Origin of the sequence: Caldimonas brevitalea, assembly GCF_001017435.1 — a bacterium.
GTDB lineage: Bacteria > Pseudomonadota > Gammaproteobacteria > Burkholderiales > Burkholderiaceae_C > Caldimonas > Caldimonas brevitalea.
Genome location: NZ_CP011371.1, coordinates 2,007,334 through 2,022,540, shown reverse-complemented (window position 1 = coordinate 2,022,540; position 15,207 = coordinate 2,007,334). Strand labels below are relative to the sequence as shown.

The following is a 15,207-nucleotide window of genomic DNA, read 5'->3' as shown; positions in this document are numbered from 1 at the left end:
TCGCCGCCATGTCCGATCCGATCGACTACCGCACTGCTTTCGAACTCGCCCCGGTCGGCCTGGTGCTGTCGCGCCACCGCGTCATCGTGGACTGCAACCAGGCCTTGGCGGAGATGTTCCGCACCTCGCGCGAACTGCTGACGGGCCAGTCCTTCCAGGTGCTCTACCCGAGCCCGGACGAGTTCGAGCGCACCGGCGAGCGCATCGCGCCCATCCTCAATGCCAGCGGCCGTTATGCCGACGACCGCATCATGAAACGGGGCGACGGCGAGTTGTTCTGGTGCCACGTCACCGGCAGGGCGATGGAGCGCAGTTCGCCGCACGCGGCCGGCATCTGGTCGTTCGAAGACCTCTCAGCGCGCCGCGCCGTAAAGGCCGAGCTGACCGGGCGCGAGCGCGAGGTTGCGGCCTTGCTGATCGAGGGCCGCACCAGCAAGCAAATCGGCAAGACGCTCGAGATCAGCCACCGTACCGTCGACATCTACCGCGCCCGCTTGATGCGCAAGTACAAGGCGTCGACGACTCCCGAACTGGTGCAGCGGCTGCTTGCGATCTGAGGTGACGGGGGAGCCCGGGCGCCCAGCGTGGATCAGGCCGCGCCCAGGGGCGCCAGCTCCCCGGCCAGCCGCCAGCGCTCGGCCAGCGGCGCCGGCACGACGGCCTGATCCATCCATGCCGCCATCGCCCGCTGCTCGTCGTCGCAGACCCAGCCGACGGCTTCCAGCCAGCGTCGGTCGTGGTAGGTGTGGGCATAGCGCTGCCCGCCGTCGCACAGCAGCGTCACCACCGACCCTGCCTGCCCCTGCGCGCGCATCGCCTGCATACAGGCCAGCGCGGCCACCACATTGGTGCCGGTGGAGGCACCCACCGGCCGCCCCAGCCGCTGCGAGAGTGCATGCATCGCGGCAATCGACCACAGGTCGGGCACCTTGACCATCGCGTCCACCACATCGGGCAGGAAGGACGCCTCGACACGCGGCCTCCCGATGCCTTCGATGCGCGACCCTTCGGCGAGGGTCAAAGTCGGGTCTCGGCTGATGTAGTGGTCGAAGAACACCGAACGCTCTGCATCGCCGGCACAGACGCGGGTGGCATGGTGGCAATAGCGCACATAGCGCCCCAGCGTCGCGACCGTGCCGCCGGTGCCCGCACTGCACACCAGCCAGGTCGGCTCCGGGTGGGGCTCCAAACGCATCTGGCCGAAGATGCTCTCGGCGATGTTGTTGTTGGCCCGCCAGTCCGTGGCCCGTTCGGCGTAGGTGAACTGGTCCATGTAGTGGCCGCCCAGTTCCTCTGCCAGTCGACGCGATTCGCTGTAGAGCGCCGTCGGATCGTCCACCAGGTGGCAACGCCCGCCCTGGAACTCGATCGCCGCGATCTTCTCGGCCGAGGTGGTGGCGGGCATGACCGCCACGAACGGCAACCCCAGCAGCCGCGCGAAATACGCCTCGGACACCGCCGTCGAGCCGCTCGACGCTTCGACCACCACACTGCCTTCGTGCAGCCAGCCGTTGCACAAGGCGTAGAGAAACAACGAACGCGCCAGGCGGTGCTTCAGGCTGCCCGAAGGATGGCTGGACTCGTCCTTGAAATACAGATCGATGCCGGCGAAGCCGGGCAATCGCAACGGGATCAGATGGGTGTCGCTGGAACGCTGGAAGTCGGCCTCGATGCGGCGCACGGCTTCCAGCACCCAGTCGCGGTCGGGCCGGCGGCCCGCGGTGTGCCGGGAGTTCATCCCGGGAGGTTAGCAGCCCTAGGAAATGGCCGCCCGCAGCCACTCGGGCAGCGGCACCGACTTCTGTTGCGGAAAGTCGATCCACACCGTGGTGGCGCCGCCGGCCGCATACAAGGTTCCCGGCGTGTCGGCCCGTTCCAGCGTGATGAAGGTGTCGAAGCTGGAACGGCCCGGGTTCGCCACATAGTGCCGGGCCAACACCTCGCCCGGGTATTCGAGCTGGCGATAGAAGTTGCAGAAGGCGTTGGCGATCACCGGCCCCTGGCCCGCCGGGTCGGGGGCGCCGCCCAGCGAGTGCAGCCACTCGATGCGGATCGTTTCCAGATAACGGAAGTAGACGGCGTTGTTGACGTGGCCCATCGCGTCCATGTCGCCCCAGCGGATCGGGATCCGCATCTCATAGGTCAGCTTCTTGTTCTCGGGGATCTCGATGCGCATCTGGTCCCGCCGTTGTCGTCAAACGCCGAAACCGTCGTCCGCCGAGATCACCGCGCCGTTGATGAAGTGGCTCTCGTTGGAACACAGCATCACCACCAGTGCGTCCAGGTCCTTGGGCTGCCCGAGCCGCTTGCGCGGCAGCATGTTGATCAGCTTCTGGCCCTGCTCGCTTTCCCAATGATGGTGGTTGATCTCGGTGTCGATGTAGCCCGGGCAGACCGCATTGACGTTGATGCCGAAGCGACCCCATTCCAGCGCCATCGCGCGCGTCATATGGATCACCGCGCTCTTGCTCATGCAGTACACGCCGATCTGTCCCAGCACACGCAGGCCCGCCATCGACGCGATGTTGACGATGCGCCCCCCGGTGTAGGTGCCCGGGGCCGCCCCGCGCGCGCGCGCCAACATGCGCTTGCCGACTTCCTGGGCGACGAAGAACGCGCCGCGGGTGTTGGTGTCGAAGATGTAGTCGTATTCGTCGGGCGTCACGTCGGTCAGCTTCTGCGTGGTGCTGACGCCCGAGTTGTTGACCAGGATGTCGATGCCGCCCACTTCGGTTTCGGCATGCGCCACCGCCGAGCGGATGCTGTTGATGTCGGTGACGTCCAGGCCCACCACATGCGCGTCGCCGCCGGAGGCCTCGATCTCGGCCCGCAGCGTCTTCAGGCGCTCGACCCGCCGACCGGCGAGCACCACCGCCGCGCCGGACGCGGCCAAGGTCTTGGCGAACTGCGTCCCCAGACCGCTGGAGGCGCCCGTGATCAGCGCCACGCGCCCCGAAAGATCCATGCTGTATGCCATCGCTACCACCTCTTTGCTTCGTATACGTCGTGACCAAGCGGGGCCGCTGGCGGGCCTCGCGTACTGCCGCAAGGATAACGGCAGCGGACTGTGATCAGGTGTCGCTGCCCGGACATCCGGGCCAACCGCGGTGCAGGACAACACCCCGCGCAGTGCAAGATTGAGACATCCCCTCGTGCAAAGAATAGAACGGTCGTTCGTTTTTTTGCCGCGGCCCGATAGAATTGCGGGAAGCTCGCGTCGAGCCCCCACTCGAGCCCCCACATAAATACGATTGAAGGAACGAGACGATGACGCCGCAACAGATCCTGGAGCAGTACGGTCCCCGCGAATCGATGGAATACGACGTGGTGATCGTCGGCGGTGGCCCCGCCGGCCTGGCCACCGGCATCCGCCTGAAGCAACTGGCGGCTGAAAAAGGCCAGGAGGTTTCGGTTTGCGTGCTCGAAAAAGGCTCCGAGCCGGGCGCCCACATCCTGTCCGGCGCGATCATGGACCCGCGCGCGCTGAACGAGTTGATTCCGAACTGGAAGGAACTCGGCGCGCCGCTGAACCAGCCGGTGACCGGGGACAGCTTCTTGTTCCTGACCGAAGGCGGTGCCCTCAAGAGCCCGATCCTGCCCGAGTGCTTCCACAACGACGGCAACTACGTGATCAGCCTGGGCAACGTGACCCGCTGGCTGGCGCAGCAGGCCGAAGGCCTGGGCGTCGAGATCTTCCCGGGCTTCTCGGCAGCCGAAGTGCTCTATAACGACGACGGCTCGGTCAAGGGCGTCGCCACCGGCAACCTCGGGCTCGGCAAGCACGGCGAACCGCTCGACAGCTTCCAGCTCGGCATGGAACTGCATGGCAAATACACCGTCTTTGCGGAGGGCTCGCGCGGCCACCTCGGCAAGCAGCTGATCGCCAAGTTCAAGCTCGACGCCGGCAAAGACCCGCAGAGCTATGCCATCGGCATCAAGGAACTCTGGGAAGTCGAGCCCGGCCGTCACAAGCCCGGTGAGGTGTTGCACACCGCCGGCTGGCCGGTGGACCCGAGCACCTACGGCGGCGGCTTCCTCTACCACATGGAGGACAACAAGGTCACGCTCGGCTACATCACCGGCCTCGACTACAGCAACCCCTGGCTCAGCCCGTTCGAGGAGATGCAACGCTGGAAGACCCACCCGCGCATCCGTGAAGTGCTCGAAGGCGGCAAGCGCATCAGCTACGGCGCCCGCGCCATCACTGCCGGCGGCATCCTGAGCCTGCCCAAGACGGTGTTCCCGGGTGGCGCGCTGGTCGGCTGCGAGGCCGGCTACCTCAACGTCAGCCGCATCAAGGGCAGCCACGCCGCCATCAAGACCGGCATGCTGGCCGCCGAAGCCGCCTTCGACGCGGTGACGGCCGGCCGTCAGCACGACGAGCTGAGCGCCTACCCCGCCGCGTTCGAGAAGAGCTGGCTCTACGAAGAGCTCGACAAGGCGCGCAACTTCAAGCAGTGGTTCAAGAAGGGCCTGTACGTCGGCACCGTGATGAACGGCATCGAGCAGTGGCTGCTGCCCAAGCTCGGCTTCAAGGCCCCACCGTGGACGATCCACCGCCCGGCGCCGGACCACACCTATCTGAAGCCGGCGGCCGAGTGCGCCAAGATCACCTACCCGAAGCCGGACGGCAAGCTGACCTTCGACCGGCTCAGCTCGGTCTTTGTCAGCAACACCAATCACGGCGAAGACCAGCCGGCGCACCTGACGCTGAAGGACGCGAGCGTCCCGGTCAACATCAATCTCGCCAAATACGGCGGGCCCGAAAGCCGCTACTGCCCGGCGGGGGTTTACGAGTTCGTCCCGAACGAGAGCGGTGCCGGCGAGCGCCTGCAGATCAACGCGCAAAACTGCGTGCACTGCAAGACCTGCGACATCAAGGACCCGACCCAGAACATCGTCTGGGTGACGCCGGAAGGCGGCGGCGGGCCCAACTACTCGGGGATGTAAGCGAGGCGGGGCGAGGCCCCGCCTGCGCGGGCGGCGCGCCCCTCCGGCGCGCCGGCCGACCGTCTCCCGGTGGTCGCGCGCCCTCTTCCTTTCCCTCCTCTTCCGACCTCCCCGCTCCCGCCTCTCTTCTCGCATCGTGGTCGCCCGACCGGTGCTGCGCGAGCCTTTGCCGTGCGCCGGGTGCGCCGAGTGGGCAAGCGATGCAGAATGGTCCGGCCCTGGCTGTCTGGCTCGTTTTTGCCGGCGTGCCGCCGGTCGGCTTGCTTCCGGACCGTTTCCACTCCTGCCCCAATCGCCGCAGGCGCCGCTATACTGCGGCGCAGTCAGGAGAGAGCTTCCCCGGAAGCCGCCGAAGGCGCAGAGCGGAACCCCGCTCGAACGCTCAGGCAAAAGGACTGACGCTCGTCCCCACCCGGACGATCCTCACTGGAGAGAGGCCCCAGGTCGACGCTGCAAGTCAGCCGACGAGGGGGCCCACCGAAGGGGCAAGCCGTCTGCGCTGAGCAAGCGCCGCGGCCAATCTCTCAGGTAAAGCGGACAGCGAGGGCAGCCCACTGCAACGAACTCGTGCAGTGGTTATGCCTTATGCCCTCGGAGACCGTGATGCCCGACACCACCGCCCTGCTCAAGACCCCGCTGCACACCCTGCATCTCGAACTCGGTGCCCGCATGGTGCCGTTCGCCGGCTACGAGATGCCGGTGCAATACGCCGGCATCATCGCCGAGCACAAGCAGTGCCGCGAAGCGGCTGCACTGTTCGACGTCTCCCACATGGGCCAGCTGCGGCTGTCCGGCGACGACGCTGCCCGGGCACTCGAATCGCTGGTGCCCGTGGACGTGGTCGACCTGCCGGTGGGCAAACAACGCTACGGCTTCTTCACCAACCCCAACGGCGGGTTGCTCGACGACCTGATGATCACGCGGCGCGCCGACGACCTGTTCCTGGTCGTCAACGCCTCCTGCAAAAACGCCGACATCGCCCATCTGCGCACCCACATCGGCCACCGCTGCCAAATCCAGCCGCTGCCCGACCGCGCCCTGCTCGCGCTGCAAGGCCCCAAGGCGGCCGTGGCGCTGGCCCGGCTGAACGCCGACGTCACCAGCCTGACCTTCATGAGCGGCAACACCTTCGAGCTGGCCGGCGCCGCCTGTTTCGTGACCCGCTCGGGCTACACCGGCGAGGACGGCTTCGAAATCTCGGTGCCGGCCGAGCAGGCCGAGGGGCTGGCGCGCGCGCTGCTGGCCCAACCCGAGGTCGCGCCGGCCGGCCTTGGCGCGCGCGACACCTTGCGCCTCGAAGCGGGTCTGTGCCTGTACGGGCATGACATCGACGCCAACACCACGCCGGTGGAAGCCGGGCTGACCTGGGCCATCCAGAAGGTGCGCCGCCCTGGCGGCGCGCGCGAGGGCCACTACCCGGGCGCCCTGACCCTCGCCAACCAGCTCGCACACGGCCCCACCAACAAGCGCGTCGGCCTCGTGGGCCTCGAACGCGCGCCGGTGCGCGAAGGCACCAAGATCGTCGACAGCCACGGCCACGCGCTGGGCCATGTGACCAGCGGCACCCTCGGCCCGAGCGTCAACCAGCCGATCGCGATGGCCTACCTGCCGGTCAACCACACGGCGCCCGGCGGCACGGTCTATGCCGTGGTGCGCGAGCGCCACCTCCCGATGCAGGTGCGCGGAATGCCATTTGCCCCGCATCGGTATCACCGCGGCTGACGCCCCGAGGTGGCGTGCGGCGCCTGCGCGCCGGCGCCTGCCTACCCCCGCCCCCGATTCCCCTTTCCGAGAACAGCAGGAGCTGCACACATGACCGTGAAATACACCCCCGACCACGAGTGGATCGAGCTCACCGGTGACGACGACATCGCCACGGTGGGCATCACCCAGCACGCCCAGGACGCCCTGGGTGACGTGGTGTTCGTCGACCTGCCCGCCGTCGGCGCGACGCTGGAGCAGAAGGCCATCGCCGGGGTCGTCGAGTCCGTCAAGGCGGCAGCCGACCTGTATGCCCCGGTGAGCGGCAGCGTGATCGACGTGAACGAGGCCCTGCGCGCCGACCCGTCGCTCGCCAACAGCGACCCGCTCGGCCAGGGGTGGTTCTTCAAGATCAAGTTGTCCGACCGGGCGCAGTTCGACGCGCTGCTCGACGGCCCCGCCTACGAACAGCTGGTGCAGAACAGCTGATCTTTTCCTTCCTCCCCTTCCGCCCGCGCCGCCCGGGGGCAGCACTGCTGCCGCTGTCCCGGGCGCCGACCGAAAGCCTGCCATGCTGACCGCCGCCCACGCCCCCCTGTCCGAACTCGAAGCCCACGACGATTTCGTCGAACGCCACATCGGCATCGCCCGCGAAGACGAAACCAAGATGTTGTCGGTGATCGGCGCCGCCTCGCGGCAGGCCCTGATCGACACCATCGTGCCCACGGCCATCCGCCGCGCGCAGGGCATGCATCTGCCCACGCCCCTGTCGGAAGCCGAAGCGCTGCGCGAACTGAAGGCGCTGGCCGGCCGCAACCGCGTGCTCAAGAGCTTCATCGGCCAGGGCTACCACGGCACCCACACGCCGGCGGTGATCCTGCGCAACGTGCTCGAAAACCCGTCCTGGTACACCGCCTACACGCCCTACCAGGCCGAGATCTCGCAAGGCCGCATGGAAGCGCTCGTGAACTTCCAGACCATGGTCTGCGATCTCACCGGCATGGCGATCGCCAACGCCTCGATGCTCGACGAAGCGACCGCGGCTGCCGAAGCGATGACGCTGGCGGCGCGTGTCGGCAAGTCCAAGAACACCACCTTTTTCGTCGCCGATGACGTGCTGCCGCAGACGCTGGAAGTGGTGCGCACCCGCGCGCAGCCGCTCGGCATCACGGTGCTGACCGGCCCGGCCGAGCAGGCGGGCCAGACCGAGTGCTTCGGCGCCTTGTTCCAATACCCCGGCGTGTGCGGCCGGGTGCGCGACCTGCGCCCGGTCATCACCGAGGTGCATGCGCGCGGCGGCCTGGCCATCGTGGCGGCCGACCTGCTGGCGCTGACGCTGCTCGCCTCCCCCGGCGAACTCGGCGCCGACATCGCGCTGGGCACCACCCAGCGTTTCGGCATGCCGATGGGCAACGGCGGCCCGCACGCCGCCTACCTGGCCTGCAAGGACGAGTTCAAGCGCTCGCTGCCGGGGCGTCTGGTCGGCGTCAGTGTCGACGCACAAGGCGCGCCGGCCTACCGCCTGGCGCTGCAGACGCGCGAGCAGCACATCCGGCGCGAGAAGGCCACCTCCAACATCTGCACCGCGCAAGTGCTGCCGGCCGTCGTGGCCAGCATGTACGCGGTCTACCACGGCCCCGAGGGCCTGAAGCGCATCGCGCTGCGCGTGGCCACCTACACCGCGGTGCTGGCGCGAGGCCTGCAGGCGCTCGGCTGGAAGCTCAAGCACGAACATGCCTTCGACACGCTGACGGTGCTGACCGGCTCGCGCACCGACCCGCTGCTGGTCGACGCGGTCGGCCGCGGCATGAACCTGCGCCGCGCCGGGCCCGACGCGGTGGGCATCACGCTCGACGAAACCACCACGCGCGAAGACCTGTCCGCCTTGTGGCAGGTGTTCGCCGAAGTGGTGGCCCAGGGCCAGGCCCTGCCGTCCTTCGAGGGCTTCGAAGCCGGCCTGCCGACCCTGCTGCCCGCCGCACTGCAGCGCCGCAGCGCCTACCTGACCCACCCCGTCTTCAACACCCACCGTTCCGAGACGGAGATGCTGCGCTACCTGCGCTCGCTGTCCGACAAGGACCTGGCGCTCGACCGCACCATGATCCCGCTCGGGTCGTGCACGATGAAGCTGAACGCGACCAGCGAGATGATCCCCATCACCTGGCCCGAGTTCGCCCACATCCACCCCTTCGCGCCGCGTGACCAGCTGGCCGGCTACGAACTGCTCGACCAGCAGCTGCAACAGTGGCTGTGCCAGGCCACCGGCTATGCCGGCATCTCGCTGCAGCCCAATGCCGGCTCGCAAGGTGAATATGCCGGTCTGCTGGTCATCAAGGCGTACCACGAGGCACGCGGCGAGGGCCACCGCAACATCTGTCTGATCCCCGAGTCGGCCCACGGCACCAACCCGGCCAGCGCGCAGATGGTCGGCATGCAGGTGGTGGTCACCAAGTGCGACCGCGACGGCAACGTCGACCTCGCCGATCTGCGCGCCAGGTGCGAGCAGCACAGCGACAAGCTGGCTGCCGTGATGATCACCTACCCGTCCACCCACGGCGTGTTCGAAACCGAGGTCAAGGCGCTGTGCGAGCTGGTGCACCAGCATGGCGGGCGGGTGTACGTCGACGGCGCCAACATGAACGCACTGGTCGGTGTCGCCGCGCCGGGCGAGTTCGGCGGCGACGTGTCGCACCTCAACCTGCACAAGACCTTCTGCATTCCGCACGGCGGCGGCGGCCCTGGCGTCGGCCCGGTGTGCGTGGTGCAGGACCTGGTGCCTTACCTGCCGGCCCACCGCACCGCCGGCATCGGCAGCGAAGGCCAGGTGGGCGCCGTCAGCGCCGCGCCGCTCGGCAACGCCGCGGTGCTGCCGATCTCGTGGATGTACGTGCGCATGATGGGCGCCGAAGGCCTGCGCGCGGCCACCGAATGCGCCATCCTGAACGCCAACTACATCGCCGCGCGGCTGCGGCCCCACTACCCCATCCTCTATAGCGGCGGCAGCGAGCTCCACAGCGGCGGTGTCGCCCACGAGTGCATCCTCGACCTGCGCCCGCTCAAGGACAGCACCGGCATCAGCGCCGAAGACGTCGCCAAGCGTCTGATCGACTACGGCTTCCATGCGCCCACGCTCAGCTTCCCGGTGCCCGGTACGCTGATGGTCGAGCCGACCGAAAGCGAATCGCTGGCCGAACTCGACCGCTTCTGCGACGCGATGATCGCCATCCGCGAGGAGATCCGCCGCGTCGAACAAGGCCAGTGGCCGCAGGACGACAACCCGCTGAGAAACGCGCCGCACACCGCGCAGGTGCTGCTCGCCAGCGTATGGTCCCACGCCTACAGCCGCGAAGACGCCGCCTATCCGGTGCCGGCCCTGCGGCGGCAGAAATACTGGTCGCCGGTGGGTCGGGTCGACAACGTCTACGGTGATCGCAACCTGTTCTGCAGCTGCGTGCCGGTGGCCGAGTACCAGTGACACCGGCAGCAGGAGAGTCGTGATGAGCAGTCCCACCGTTGCAGCGCTGCGCCAGCACTTCGCGAGCGACAACTACGCCGGCATGTGCCCCGAGGCGACCCACTGGTTTCTGGAAGCCAACAACAGCGGCCACCAGCCGGGGTATGGCGAAGACATCTGGACCCAGCGCTCGACGGACATGCTGCGCGAGCTGTTCCAGACCGAGTGCGACGTCTATTTCGTCTTCAACGGCACCGCGGCCAACTCGTTGGCGCTGGCCTCGATGTGCCAGAGCTACCACTCGGTGATCTGCACCCCGGTGGCCCACGTCGAGACCGACGAATGTGGCGGCCCCGAGTTCTTCTCCAACGGCTCCAAGCTGTTGACGGCGGAAGCCGAGAGCCCGGCCGCCCGTCTGGGCAAGCTCACGCCCGAGGCGGTGGAGCAGCTGGTCACGAAGCGCAGCGACATCCACTACCCCAAGCCCAAGGTGGTGAGCCTGACGCAAGCCACTGAGCTGGGCACCGTCTACACGGTGGACGAGGTGCGCGCCATCACCGAGGTGGCCCGCCGCCAGCGGCTCAAGGTGCACATGGACGGCGCGCGCTTCGCCAATGCGGTGGCGAGCCTGGGCTGCCACCCGAGCGAGGTGACTTGGCGCGCGGGCGTCGACGTGCTGTGTTTCGGCGGCACCAAAAACGGCCTGCCGATCGGCGAAGCGGTGGTGTTCTTCGATCACGCGCTGTCGGAAGACTTCGCCTACCGCGTCAAGCAGGCCGGCCAGCTGGCGTCGAAGATGCGCTTCATCTCGGCGCCCTGGGTCGGCCTGCTCGAGAACGACGTCTGGCTGCGCAACGCGCGCCACGCCAATGCGATGGCACAGCGCCTCTACCAGGCGGTGCGCGAGCTGCCGGGCGTGACGGTGCTGCAAGCGCCGCAGGCCAACGCCGTGTTCGCACAACTGCCCAAGGCGGCCACCGAGAGCCTGTATGCGCGGGGGTGGAAGTTCTACCAGTTCATCGCCGGCGGCGGCTGCCGCCTGATGTGCGCGTGGGACACCACGCCCGAAGCGGTCGACCAGTTCGCCGCCGATCTGAAGGCCTCGCTGGCGTGAACGCGCGCGCGGCCGGCACCCGACACACGTGGATGGCCACGCCCCTGACATGCCGGCCGCAACCCGAAATGCCACACCGCCCGGCAGGCGCCCCGCCCTGCGCCGGCTCGCGCGCCTGGCCCTGGCGGGGCTGTCGATGAGCTTGCTCGCCGGTTGCATCGAGCGCTATTTCTTCTATCCCGACCAGCGGATCTACAGCACACCCGAGGCCCTCGGCGTCCGCGCCGAAGAAGTGCGCTTCGCCGGCCCAGAAGGCGCCCAGCTGCACGGCTGGTGGCTACCCGCCGAGGGCCGCGCGCGGGGCAGCGTCCTGCACGCACACGGCAACGCGGCCAACGTCAGCAACCACCTGCCGCTGGTGGCGTGGCTGCCGTCGGCCGGCTACAACGTCCTCAGCTTCGACTATCGCGGCTACGGTCAGTCGACCGGCCAGCCCAGCCTGCGAGGTGTGGTGGCCGACACGGTGGCGGCGCTCGACTACCTGCGCCAGCGGGCCGACGTCGACCACACCCGGCTGGCCGTGCTGGGCCAAAGCCTGGGCGGCGCCACCGCGGTGCGGGCGGTGGCGCAATCGCCGGGCGGCGTGCGCCTCCTGATCATCGAGAGCGCCTTCAGCAGCTATCGCGGCGTGGCGCGCGAGGCGGCCGGCTCTGCCGGTCCGCTCGGCTGGCTGGCGCCGGTGCTGGTGCTCGGCCTGCCCGGCGCCGAACATGACCCGGTGACCGCCATCGCCCGGCTGCCGGTACCGCTGCTGCTGCTGCACGCGCGTCTGGACCCCGTCGTGTCGTTCCGCCACGGCGAAGTGCTCTATGCGGCTGCGCCGCAGCCCAAGCAGTGGCTCGTGCTGGAGGGGGACGGGCACGTCGACGGCCTGCTGCAGCCGGCGGGCCGCAACGAGGTGGTGCGAGCGCTGCAGGCGGCGTTGCCATGACGGCGGCGACGTCTTTTCGGCGCGGGCGCTGCTGCTCTGCTGGCCGTCCACCGACCCCTGAAGATCCGCCCCTGATCCCCCGGCACTAGAGGTTCCCCATGGCAGTCTCCGTCTTCGATTTGTTCAAGATCGGCATCGGTCCGTCCAGCTCGCACACCGTTGGGCCGATGCGCGCGGCCCGGATGTTCGTGCTGCAGTTGCAACAGCAGGGGCTGCTCGAGCGCTGCGCGCGCGTGGTCGGCGAGCTGTACGGATCGCTGGGCGCCACCGGCAAGGGCCACGGCAGCGACAAGGCGGTGCTGCTCGGGCTGGCGGGGCACGAACCCGACACGGTCGACGTCGACCTCATCCCCGCGCTGCTGCAGGACTACCGCAGCGGCCGCTTGCCGCTGCTGGGCCTGCACCCGGTGAGCTTCGACGAGAAGACCGACATCGTCTTCCTGCGCCGCCAGAGCCTGCCCTTCCATGCCAACGGCATGCGCTTCGCGGCCTACGACGCCGACGGCGGTGAGCTGTTGCAACGCGTCTACTACTCGGTCGGCGGCGGTTTTGTGGTCAGCGACGAGGTGGCCGCCGACGGCAGCCGCCACAAGGTCGTCGCGCCCGACACCACCGTGCTGCCGCTGCCCTTCCACAGTGGCGAGCAGCTGTTGGCGCTGACCCGACAGCATGGCTGCAGCATCGCCGAGGTGATGTGGCGCAACGAAGCACACTGGCGCCAGCCCGACGAGATCGAGGCCGGGCTGATGAAGATCTGGCGCGCGATGCAGGACTGCGTCGCCCGCGGCTGCCGCACCGAAGGCACGCTGCCGGGCGGTTTCAAGGTGCGCCGCCGGGCCGCCGACCTCTACCGTCAGCTCACCAGCCACCCCGAAGCGGCCCTGAAAGACCCGCTGCAGGTGCTCGACTGGGTCAACCTGTATGCGCTGGCCGTCAACGAAGAGAACGCGGCCGGCGGCCGGGTCGTGACGGCCCCCACCAACGGCGCGGCCGGCATCGTGCCGGCGGTCCTGCACTACTACAGCCGCTTCGTCCCCGGCGCGACCGACCGTGGTGTGGCCGACTTCCTGCTCACCGCCGCCGCGATCGGCATCCTCTACAAGGAGAACGCGTCGATCTCGGGTGCCGAGGTCGGCTGCCAGGGAGAGGTCGGCGTGGCCTGCTCGATGGCCGCCGGCGCCTTGTGCGCGGTGCTGGGTGGCACCCCCGAGCAGGTCGAGAACGCGGCCGAGATCGGCATGGAGCACCACCTGGGGCTGACCTGCGACCCGGTCGGCGGCCTGGTGCAGATCCCCTGCATCGAGCGCAATGCGATCGCGTCGGTGAAGGCGCTCAACGCCGCGCGCATGGCCTTGCGCGGCGACGGTGTGCACCATGTGTCGCTCGACAAGGTCATCAAGACGATGTGGGAGACCGGGGCCGACATGAAGACGAAATACAAGGAAACGGCGCGCGGCGGCCTGGCGGTGAACATCGTGGAGTGTTGAGGGGGCGATAATTCGCACCGAACCCGAAGTTAGACTCGCGTCACCTAGCATCGACGCTCAGCTCGCGGTAGTGCTTCGGAGCGCACCATTGCATCCGGATCAGGTCGCCACTACGCTCGCCCAACCCCCTGCCAACCACCGTTGCTCCCGTCCAACCCATGAACTCTTTGGCAAAGATTCGCGACGAGATCCGCTCGCTTACTGAGGAGGAGCGTGCCGAGTTGGCCCTGCACCTGCTGCAGTCCCTCGAGGCCTCGGCCGCCACACCGGACATTGAAAGGCGCTGGAACGAGGAAGCGGCTCGCCGCCTGGCGGAGTACGACCGGGGGCAGGGCGAGGCAATCCCTGCGGAAGAAGTGCATGCGCAGGCGTTGGGCCGGCTGAAACAGTAGCGCGCGGTGGTGCTGCGCTACCTGCCGTTGGCGCGCGCCGAGTATCTCGATCAAGTCGAGTACTACGAGCGCCGCGCGCCTGGTCTGGGGCGGCGCTTCATGCAAGCGGTGCAGGAGGCGGAGTGCCTGGTGCTGAACAACCCTCATGGGTATAGCTGCGTCGAGCCCCTTTCCGGCCTGCGCGCCGTGGTCTTGAAACGCTTTCCGTTTCGGCTCCTGTACCGTGCTCGCGCCGAAGAAGTCCTCGTCGCAGCGGTCGCACATACGGCGCGTGAACCCGCCCAGTTCTTGCAGCGCGACTGACCGTCCACGGCCAAAGCCCCACGAGCTGGCGCCTGCGATCACTACAGAGAGCATCCTCTGGGCAACCTCCCCCCGCAAAACCCTGCCCCATCCCGATATGAGGGCTCCCCCCGAGGCGGCCTCGTAAAGGAAACATTAAAGTCGCGGCCATGCGCATCCTGCTCGCCGAAGACGACGCCATCCTGAGCGACGCCCTGACCGCCAACCTCCAACACGCCGGTTTCGAGGTCGAAACGGCCGAAAACGGCGCCGTGGCCGAATACCTGTTGCTGCGCCAGCACTTCGACATCGCCGTGCTCGACATCGGGCTGCCGATGGTCGACGGGCTGACGGTGCTCAAGCGCGCGCGTGCCACCAAGCCCGACCAACCGATCCTGCTGCTGACCGCCCTGCGCGACCTCGAGCACCGCGTCGAGGGCCTCAACGCCGGGGCCGACGACTACCTCACCAAACCGTTCGACTTCCCGGAACTGGAAGCCCGCTTGCGCGCCTTGCTGCGGCGCGCCAAGCCGTCGGCCGCGGCGGTGCAGCAGGTCGGCGCGCTGAGCTTCGACCGGGACGCGCGGCGCGCCACGATCGACAACGAGGTGGTCGAGTTCTCGCCGCGCGAATGGTCTTTGCTCGACCTGCTGCTGGGCCAGCGCGACAAGGTCGTCACGAAGGACCAGATCGCTCAAAGCTGGGCCTCCGAACGTCCGGAGGCCGGCGGCGGCCGCGCGGATGCGGCGCCGGGCTCGATCGAGGTCTACATCCACCGCCTGCGCCGCAAGCTCGAACCGTCGGGCATCTCGATCCGCACCGTACGGGGCCTGGGCTACCTGCTCGAACTGGACGCGGCCGCGTGAACCCTGGCCCCGCCCACCTGGCGTTCGAGC

14 protein-coding genes and 2 riboswitches are annotated in these 15,207 nt (G+C 68.3%); of the genes, 11 read left to right on the top strand and 3 right to left on the bottom strand.

Going from position 1 to position 15,207, the window contains the following annotated elements:
* Positions 1-8 precede the first annotated feature (8 nt).
* Positions 9-557, top strand: coding sequence for a LuxR C-terminal-related transcriptional regulator (locus tag AAW51_RS08920; protein ID WP_047197587.1), 549 nt, complete (start codon positions 9-11; stop codon positions 555-557).
* Between the two features lie 32 nt (positions 558-589).
* Here the strand turns inward: AAW51_RS08920 and AAW51_RS08915 are convergent, their stop codons facing one another.
* The 3 genes from AAW51_RS08915 to AAW51_RS08905 are packed head-to-tail and all read right to left on the bottom strand — an operon-like array spanning position 590 to position 2,977.
* On the bottom strand, positions 590-1,738 hold the full coding sequence (locus AAW51_RS08915) for a PLP-dependent cysteine synthase family protein (RefSeq protein ID WP_047194331.1): 1,149 nt from the start codon (positions 1,736-1,738) through the stop codon (positions 590-592).
* A gap of 18 nt (positions 1,739-1,756) precedes the next feature.
* A complete protein-coding gene (locus tag AAW51_RS08910) occupies positions 1,757-2,176 on the bottom strand; it encodes an acyl-CoA thioesterase (protein ID WP_047194330.1) in 420 nt (139 codons plus the stop codon).
* Positions 2,177-2,194: 18 nt separating this feature from the next.
* A complete protein-coding gene (locus AAW51_RS08905) occupies positions 2,195-2,977 on the bottom strand; it encodes an SDR family oxidoreductase (RefSeq protein WP_047194329.1) in 783 nt (260 codons plus the stop codon).
* 290 nt (positions 2,978-3,267) lie between these two features.
* On the opposite strand from AAW51_RS08905, the gene AAW51_RS08900 reads away from it, so the two are divergent.
* The 10 genes from AAW51_RS08900 (at position 3,268) to AAW51_RS08855 (ending at position 15,177) form a co-directional block, all read left to right on the top strand.
* The gene (locus AAW51_RS08900) at positions 3,268-4,950 is read left to right on the top strand and encodes an electron transfer flavoprotein-ubiquinone oxidoreductase (protein WP_047194328.1); all 1,683 of its coding nucleotides are present in this window, start codon (positions 3,268-3,270) and stop codon (positions 4,948-4,950) included.
* A 314-nt stretch (positions 4,951-5,264) separates the two neighbouring features.
* A riboswitch (glycine riboswitch) is annotated at positions 5,265-5,358 on the top strand.
* Positions 5,359-5,366: 8 nt separating this feature from the next.
* A riboswitch (glycine riboswitch) is annotated at positions 5,367-5,501 on the top strand.
* A 52-nt stretch (positions 5,502-5,553) separates the two neighbouring features.
* On the top strand, positions 5,554-6,672 hold the full coding sequence (gcvT, locus tag AAW51_RS08895) for a glycine cleavage system aminomethyltransferase GcvT (protein ID WP_047194327.1): 1,119 nt from the start codon (positions 5,554-5,556) through the stop codon (positions 6,670-6,672).
* Between the two features lie 90 nt (positions 6,673-6,762).
* Entirely contained in the window at positions 6,763-7,140 is a 378-nt protein-coding gene (gcvH, locus tag AAW51_RS08890; protein ID WP_047194326.1) for a glycine cleavage system protein GcvH, read from the top strand.
* 82 nt (positions 7,141-7,222) lie between these two features.
* Entirely contained in the window at positions 7,223-10,126 is a 2,904-nt protein-coding gene (gene gcvP, locus AAW51_RS08885) for an aminomethyl-transferring glycine dehydrogenase (RefSeq protein WP_047194325.1), read from the top strand.
* A gap of 22 nt (positions 10,127-10,148) precedes the next feature.
* On the top strand, positions 10,149-11,219 hold the full coding sequence (locus AAW51_RS08880; protein WP_047194324.1) for a threonine aldolase family protein: 1,071 nt from the start codon (positions 10,149-10,151) through the stop codon (positions 11,217-11,219).
* Between the two features lie 136 nt (positions 11,220-11,355).
* Entirely contained in the window at positions 11,356-12,150 is a 795-nt protein-coding gene (locus AAW51_RS08875; RefSeq protein WP_047194323.1) for an alpha/beta hydrolase, read from the top strand.
* A gap of 98 nt (positions 12,151-12,248) precedes the next feature.
* Positions 12,249-13,637, top strand: a complete 1,389-nt coding sequence (locus tag AAW51_RS08870) for an L-serine ammonia-lyase (RefSeq protein WP_047194322.1) — start codon at positions 12,249-12,251, stop codon at positions 13,635-13,637.
* A 158-nt stretch (positions 13,638-13,795) separates the two neighbouring features.
* Positions 13,796-14,029, top strand: coding sequence for an addiction module protein (locus tag AAW51_RS08865; RefSeq protein ID WP_047194321.1), 234 nt, complete (start codon positions 13,796-13,798; stop codon positions 14,027-14,029).
* Positions 14,030-14,035: 6 nt separating this feature from the next.
* Complete coding sequence (locus AAW51_RS08860; protein WP_047194320.1) at positions 14,036-14,332, top strand: type II toxin-antitoxin system RelE/ParE family toxin; 297 nt, start codon at positions 14,036-14,038, stop codon at positions 14,330-14,332.
* Positions 14,333-14,481: 149 nt separating this feature from the next.
* A complete protein-coding gene (locus tag AAW51_RS08855; RefSeq protein WP_047194319.1) occupies positions 14,482-15,177 on the top strand; it encodes a response regulator transcription factor in 696 nt (231 codons plus the stop codon).
* Positions 15,178-15,207 lie beyond the last annotated feature (30 nt).

What these genes read in the sequence shown, in the direction of transcription:
- AAW51_RS08920 (WP_047197587.1), top strand. Translation starts at nt 9, where the DNA reads ATGTCCGATCCGATCGACTACCGCACTGCTTTCGAACTCGCCCCGGTC.
- AAW51_RS08915 (WP_047194331.1), bottom strand. Translation starts at nt 1,738, where the DNA reads ATGAACTCCCGGCACACCGCGGGCCGCCGGCCCGACCGCGACTGGGTG.
- AAW51_RS08910 (WP_047194330.1), bottom strand. Translation starts at nt 2,176, where the DNA reads ATGCGCATCGAGATCCCCGAGAACAAGAAGCTGACCTATGAGATGCGG.
- AAW51_RS08905 (WP_047194329.1), bottom strand. Translation starts at nt 2,977, where the DNA reads ATGGCATACAGCATGGATCTTTCGGGGCGCGTGGCGCTGATCACGGGC.
- AAW51_RS08900 (WP_047194328.1), top strand. Translation starts at nt 3,268, where the DNA reads ATGACGCCGCAACAGATCCTGGAGCAGTACGGTCCCCGCGAATCGATG.
- gcvT (WP_047194327.1), top strand. Translation starts at nt 5,554, where the DNA reads ATGCCCGACACCACCGCCCTGCTCAAGACCCCGCTGCACACCCTGCAT.
- gcvH (WP_047194326.1), top strand. Translation starts at nt 6,763, where the DNA reads ATGACCGTGAAATACACCCCCGACCACGAGTGGATCGAGCTCACCGGT.
- gcvP (WP_047194325.1), top strand. Translation starts at nt 7,223, where the DNA reads ATGCTGACCGCCGCCCACGCCCCCCTGTCCGAACTCGAAGCCCACGAC.
- AAW51_RS08880 (WP_047194324.1), top strand. Translation starts at nt 10,149, where the DNA reads ATGAGCAGTCCCACCGTTGCAGCGCTGCGCCAGCACTTCGCGAGCGAC.
- AAW51_RS08875 (WP_047194323.1), top strand. Translation starts at nt 11,356, where the DNA reads ATGAGCTTGCTCGCCGGTTGCATCGAGCGCTATTTCTTCTATCCCGAC.
- AAW51_RS08870 (WP_047194322.1), top strand. Translation starts at nt 12,249, where the DNA reads ATGGCAGTCTCCGTCTTCGATTTGTTCAAGATCGGCATCGGTCCGTCC.
- AAW51_RS08865 (WP_047194321.1), top strand. Translation starts at nt 13,796, where the DNA reads ATGAACTCTTTGGCAAAGATTCGCGACGAGATCCGCTCGCTTACTGAG.
- AAW51_RS08855 (WP_047194319.1), top strand. Translation starts at nt 14,482, where the DNA reads ATGCGCATCCTGCTCGCCGAAGACGACGCCATCCTGAGCGACGCCCTG.